The sequence below is a fragment of the Catellatospora sp. NPDC049133 genome, assembly GCF_040648455.1.
Lineage (GTDB): Bacteria > Actinomycetota > Actinomycetes > Mycobacteriales > Micromonosporaceae > Catellatospora > Catellatospora aurea.
In genome coordinates this window covers 1-5,479 of record NZ_JBEZDT010000080.1, presented here as the reverse complement: position 1 = coordinate 5,479, position 5,479 = coordinate 1, and the positions used below count along the sequence as shown (strand labels likewise).

5 protein-coding genes are annotated in these 5,479 nt (G+C 72.3%); 2 read left to right on the top strand and 3 right to left on the bottom strand.

The genetic code is table 11. The annotated features are described in order from the left end of the window. Positions 1–166: 166 nt before the first annotated feature. From AB0B35_RS41915 to AB0B35_RS41905, 3 genes are all read right to left on the bottom strand, one after another. Positions 167–961, bottom strand: a complete 795-nt coding sequence (locus AB0B35_RS41915) for an alpha/beta fold hydrolase (RefSeq protein WP_361057452.1) — start codon at positions 959–961, stop codon at positions 167–169. A 43-nt stretch (positions 962–1,004) separates the two neighbouring features. Beyond that, a complete protein-coding gene (locus tag AB0B35_RS41910) occupies positions 1,005–1,889 on the bottom strand; it encodes an SDR family oxidoreductase (RefSeq protein ID WP_361057449.1) in 885 nt (294 codons plus the stop codon). A 64-nt stretch (positions 1,890–1,953) separates the two neighbouring features. After that, positions 1,954–3,441 carry an NAD(P)/FAD-dependent oxidoreductase gene (locus AB0B35_RS41905; RefSeq protein WP_361057446.1) on the bottom strand — a complete coding sequence of 496 codons (1,488 nt, stop codon included), beginning with the start codon at positions 3,439–3,441 and terminating at the stop codon, positions 1,954–1,956. A 150-nt stretch (positions 3,442–3,591) separates the two neighbouring features. Here AB0B35_RS41905 and AB0B35_RS41900 point away from each other — a divergent pair, with 150 nt between their 5' ends. Together AB0B35_RS41900 and AB0B35_RS41895 are read left to right on the top strand one after the other, a co-directional pair. Continuing rightward, positions 3,592–4,209 (top strand): TetR/AcrR family transcriptional regulator, encoded by a 618-nt coding sequence (locus AB0B35_RS41900; RefSeq protein ID WP_361057443.1) that lies wholly within the window; start codon positions 3,592–3,594, stop codon positions 4,207–4,209. A gap of 306 nt (positions 4,210–4,515) precedes the next feature. Beyond that, positions 4,516–5,479, top strand: a 964-nt coding sequence (locus AB0B35_RS41895; RefSeq protein ID WP_361057440.1) for a cellulose binding domain-containing protein, incomplete at its 3' end; no start/stop codon positions are given.

Here is a 5,479-nt window from a genome sequence, read left to right as displayed (position 1 = left end):
GCTCGGCTGGGACACCCCAGCCGAGCGTTTCACCAAACTGCTCAACACCACCAACTAACCAGCAGTGTTGCAACGACCACTGGAATCCACCCGCTATGCGATGTAGAAGGTGCCCTTCCTGACAGCCGGGCGCAGCTGAGCAGCGCCGATCGCGGCTTGGTGGCGGTCAGCCGTTGCGGGTCGCGGTGGTGGCGAGGATGACTTCGGCGAGCAGGGCCGGGTCGTCGCTCATCGGCACGTGGCCGCAGCCGGGCAGGGTCACGTGCCGGGCCTGCGGCAGCCGTTCGCGGGCGGTCCCGGCCTGGCGCGGCAGCAGGATCCGGTCGCGGTCGCCCCAGGCCACGGTCACCGGCACGGACGGCGCGCCCCGGAACTCGTAGCCGCGGGCGGCGGCTCGCGCGACCGGCCGGAAACCGGCTGCGCCGCGCAGCGCCAGGGCGTCGGCGACCGCGCGTTCGGCGTCGAGCCGGCCGGGGTGGCGCATCAGCATCGCGAACGCGAGCGCCCGGGTGCGGGAGGGCCGCATGTTGGCCCGCACCACCGGTTGCGGCAGCAGCGTGCCCCAGCGCATCACGGTCAGCACCGTCAGGGCGTACCGCATGTGCCGGCGCGTCCAGAAACCCGCCGGGGAGATCGCCGTCGCCGAGGCGACCACCCCGGCGGCGGCCAGTTCGAGGGCGATCGCGCCGCCGAGACTGTTGCCGGCCACGTGCGGGCGGTGCAGCCCCTGCTCGTCGAGCCACAACGCGACGGCGGCGACGGTCTGCGGCATGTCGGTGGGCATCCCGCCGGACGGCACCGGCGAGCGCCCGAAGCCGGGCAGGTCGATGGCGATCACGTCGTGCTGCTCGGCCAGCCGGTCGAGCACCGGCTCCCAGGCCCGCCAGTGGTGGCCGATGCCGTGGATCAGCACCAGGGGCTCGCCCGCGCCGCGGCGCTCGTACGCGACTTCGATGGTCATGGCCGCTCCTCGCCGCGCTCGTCGGCGGCATGCCCAAGCCCGCTCATCGCGCGTCCCCTCGCACGGTCTCCGCGCTGTGCGCGCCGAAGGACCTGCCCAGGGCCGCCACCTCCTGCTCCAGCTGCGGCACCAGCGCCCGCGACCGCCGCCTCACCAGGCGGTCGCTGAACGCGCTGTTCACCACGGTGCGCAGCAACTGCACCCCGCCGATGGCCCGCGGCACGTAGACGCGCCTGCGCCGGTGCTCGACGCCGTGGACGAACGCCCGCGCGCACCGCTCGACGGAGCTGGTCGACCCGACCGGCCAGGGCAGGCTGCCGAACGCGGCCCGGAACGACGGCAGGTCGTCCTTGGCGTCGCGGACCAGGTCGGTGTCCACCCAGCCCGGGTGGGCCGTGCCGACGGCGACGCCGTGATGGGCCAGCTCCAGCCGCAGCGCGTTGCCGAAGTGCTCCACCCCGGCCTTCGCGGCGCAGTACGCCGACATGCCCGGCAGCGCGGTGAACGCCGCGGTCGACGAGACCAGCAGGTAGTAGCCGCGGGCGGCGATGACCGGCGCGGCCGTGGCGGACGCCGTGCGCATCACCCCGATCAGGTTCACCTCGACGGTGCGGGCCAGCGCCTCGACGTCACCGGTCGCGACGGTGCCCAGGCCCGCGATGCCCGCGTTGGCGATCACGCAGTCGATGCGCCCGAACTGTCGCAGCGTCCCGGCGACGGCCGCTTCGAGCGCTGCCGAGTCGGTGACGTCGGCTTCGAACCAGGCCGCACCGTCGAGTTCGCCGGCCAGCCCGCGTAGCCGGTCCGGTTCGAGCCCGACCAGGGACAGCCTGGCTCCGCGGGCGGCGGCCAAACTGGCGGTGTGCGCGCCGATGCCCCGCGCCGCACCGGTGATCAGCACGACCTGGTCGCGCAGCGACTGCTTCATGCCCCCTCCTCGCTTCGCTCGTCAGGGGCACGTCCGGTGCTCATGATCGGCTCGCGGAGCTCGCTCATCGCGCCTCCTCGTCGGCGGGGGTGCGGGCCGGCACGGGCCGGTAGGCGGCGGCGTCGAAGCGGCGCGTACGCAGCCAGTACAACCAGGTGTAGCCGGGCCACAGGGTCGAGTTGCGGCCGTCGGCGTCGAGGTACCAGCTGCGGCAGCCGCCGCTGGTCCACACGGTGCCGTCCATCGCGCGGTCCAGCGCGGCGTTGTAGGCCCGCTGCGCGTCCGGCCGCGGCTCGATCGCGTCGGCGCCCACGGCGTCGAGATGGCGCAGCGCGCCCAGCAGGTACGTGAGCTGGCACTCGATCATGAAGACGACGGAGTTGTGGCCGAGCCCGGTGTTCGGGCCGAGCAGCAGGAACAGGTTCGGGAAGCCGGTGACCGCGATGCCGCGGAAGGCGGACATGCCGCCCGCCCAGTGCTCGGCCAGAGTGCGCCCGTCGGCGCCCCGGATCGTCCGCGCCATCGGCAGGTCGGTGACGTGGAACCCGGTGCCGAACACGAGCGTGTCGGCGGGGTGCTCGCGCCCGTCCGCGGTGACCACGCCGCCGGCGGTGACCCGGGTGATCGGCTCGGTCACCAGGTCCACATTGGCGCGGCCCAGCGCCGGATAGAAGTCGTTCGACAGCAGGACCCGCTTGCAACCCATCGTGTACGAGGGGGTGAGCCGCTCGCGCAGCACCGGGTCGGCGATCGACCGGCGCAGGTGGCGGCGGGCCATGGCCTGGCCGAAGCGCATCAGCGCGGGGCGCAGGAACGCGGTGGCCTGCAGCTCGCGGCCCCAGTACACCCCGGCCCGCAGCAGCCAGTGGGTGAACGGCGCGGAGCGGAACAGCCGGCGCTCGACGGCGCTGATGCGCCGGTCCCGGCGCGGTAGCACCCAGGCGGGGGTGCGCTGGAACAGCGTCAGCGCGTCGACCCTCGGCGCGATCTGCGGCACGAACTGGATCGCCGAGGCTCCGGTGCCGATGACGGCGACCTGCCGCCCGGTCAGGTCGAGGTCGTGCCGCCAGCGCGCCGAGTGGAACGTCTCGCCGCGGAAGTCGGCCAGGCCCGGCAGGTCCGGGATGGACGGTTCGGTGAGCGGCCCGCCCGCCGCGACCAGGATCTGCGCGGTGTAGGACCCGTGCGAGGTGTCCAGCCGCCACAGCCGCGCGTGCTCGTCCCAGGCGGCGGCGTGCACCTCGTGCCCGAGCCGCAGGTGGGGGCGTACGCCGTCGGCGCAGCGGCGCAGGTAGGCCCAGATCTCCGGCTGCGGTGAGAAGCTGCGGCTCCAGCCCGGGTTGCGGGCGAAGGAGAAGGAGTACATGTGCGAGGGCACGTCGCAGGCGCAGCCCGGGTAGGAGTTGTCCCGCCAGGTCCCGCCGACCTCGTCACCCCGGTCGAAGACCAGGAAGTCCCGGTGGCCCGCGCCGCGCAGCCGGATCGCCGCGCCGATCCCGCCGAACCCGGCCCCGATGATCGCGATGCGGGTGTGGCGATCCGCGCTGCTCACGGGTGACCTCCTCAGTGGTACCAGCCGGTACCATCCCTTGCCCGAGAAATTACCATCGGGTAACTGGGCGGGGAAGGCCCGAATCCGTCACGAGCCACCGGTACAGTCTGCACCCATTCGACCCTGACTCGCCCGACCAGCGGAGGAGCCATGGCCGCCCCCACCCGGACGCCCGAATCGGTTCGCCGTGACCTGACCACGGCACTCGCGGCGTGCGTCGCAGAGAAGGGCTACGCATCGACCACCATCGCCGACATCGTGGCGCTGGCCCGGGTCTCCAAGCGCACCTTCTACGAGCACTTCGCCGCCAAGGAAGAGTGCCTGATGGCGCTCTACGAACATGTCTGCGACAGGCTGATGCTGATCATCCGGGCCGCGGCGTCCGGCGACCAGCCGTGGCCGGAGCGCATCAGTGACGGCGCGGCGGCCTACCTCGGCGCGCTGGAGACCATGCCGGCGTTCACCCGGACCATGCTGATCGAGGTGCAAGCGGCCGGGCACCGCGCGTTCACGCTGCGCCAGCTGACGTTGCAACGATTCGCGGGCACCCTGGTGGATCTCGTCGAGGTGGGCCGGCTCAGCGACTTGGACCTGCGGCCGCTGTCGCAGGGGCAGGCGCTGGCCATCGTCGGCGGCATCAACGAGCTGCTGCTGCACGCGATCGACCCGTACACCGGGTCGGCCGGCGAGGACGTCGAGGGCCGGTTCGCGGCGCTGCACAGCGACGTCGTACGCCTGATCTCGGCAGTGCTCAACTACCGCGACTGAAACTTTCACCGCTGGTCAACGCATAGACACATGGTGTTGTGTCGTGCTTGTTTCGTGTGCGACGATGACCGCACTCGCGTAGGGAGCACACGCGATTTCATCGCCGAGGGCACCCGGTGTCACACCGGGACGGCGTTGTCACGGACCGCGTTCCGGTCGTCTGCGTTCACCTTCAGTTCCGCCCGCCGGGCAGGGCACCCCGCACCACCTCCGTGGCGTCTCGGCGCGGCCCTCCTTTCGGCCGTCTCTGCGGCGTCCACACCGGACCCCTGCCCGGGGATCCGGACACGGCCCAAGGAGTAGGCAATGAGATTCCCGATCAGGTTGTCCGGAAGGCGCAAGATCGTTGCGCTGACCGGCGCGAGCGCCCTCGTGGTCGCCGGCCTTGTCACGCTCCCCGCGGCGATCGCGCACGCCGCGCCCGGTTGTGACATCACGTACACCTCCAACGACTGGACCGAGGCCCCCGGCAGCGGCGGCTTCACCGCGTCCATCACCGTCAAGAACACCGGCGACCCGATCACCAGCTGGTCGCTGAAGTTCGCGTTCCCGTCCGGACAGACGCTGACCGCCCCTGGCTGGTCGGCCACCTGGTCGCAGTCGGGCGCCAACATCACGGGCACCAGCCTGTCCTACAACGGCACGCTCGGCACGGGCGCGTCGACCAGCATCGGCTTCAACGGCCGCTGGAGCGGGGTCAACACCAAGCCGACCGCGTTCACGCTGAACAACACCACCTGCACCACGGGAGGCGTGACCCCGACGCCGAGCACCGGCCCGAGCACCAGCCCGAGCCCGAGCACCCAGCCGAGCCCGAGCACCAGCCCGAGCCCGCAGGCCCGCTCGATCATCATCACGCCGTCGTCGGTGAGCGTCGCCGAGGGCAGCAGTTCGTCGGTCACCGTCAAGCTGAGCGCCGCGCCGACCTCGAACGTGACGGTCGCCCTGGCCCGCAGCGGCGACACCAGCATCAGTGCGCCGTCGTCGGTCACGCTGACCCCGTCGAACGCGGTCGCCGGGGTCAGCGTCGCCATCTCCGCCGCCGAGGACAGCGACCAGACTCACGGCACCGCGACCGTGGCGGCGTCCGCCTCGGGCTACACCGGTGCTTCGCTGGCCGTGACCGAGATCGACAACGACATCACGCAGAGCGGCAAGGCCGACAACCCGTACGCGGGGGCGCGTGGTTACGTCAACCCGGAGTGGAGCGCGAAGGCGGCGTCCGTGTCGGGTGGCAGCCGGGTCTCCAACATCTCGACCGCGGTGTGGC